Origin of the sequence: Corynebacterium sp. MSK204 (genome assembly GCF_030229885.1) — a bacterium.
Classification (GTDB): domain Bacteria; phylum Actinomycetota; class Actinomycetes; order Mycobacteriales; family Mycobacteriaceae; genus Corynebacterium.
In genome coordinates, this window is sequence record NZ_JASPGQ010000065.1 from 1 (window position 1) to 311 (window position 311).

The 311-nt window shown below is 44.1% G+C and carries 1 rRNA gene; it reads left to right on the forward strand.

The features are described from left to right. Positions 1–242 precede the first annotated feature (242 nt). A 16S ribosomal RNA gene (locus QP908_RS11800) occupies positions 243–311 on the forward strand; the annotation flags it as partial.

Here is a 311-nt window from a genome sequence, read left to right on the forward strand (position 1 = left end):
CTTTTTGAATACTGTTTAGTGTTTCGGCTGCATTGATGGATTGGTTGGCATGTGATTGTGTTCAACTTTTTGTCTCCTCTTTTTGTGCCCCGTCGGGTTGGGGAGGCAATGATTTTTTCTTTGTAGTAATTTTTGGACGCCAGCACGAGCCTGCTTTTGTGGTTTGTGGTGGTTTGTTCTTTTGGTTAGGTTTGGGCTTTTCATGGCCTTTTCAGGATTTTGTTGTTCTGAAATTTTTTCTTTTTGTGGAGAGTTTGATCCTGGCTCAGGACGAACGCTGGCGGCGTGCTTAACACATGCAAGTCGAACGG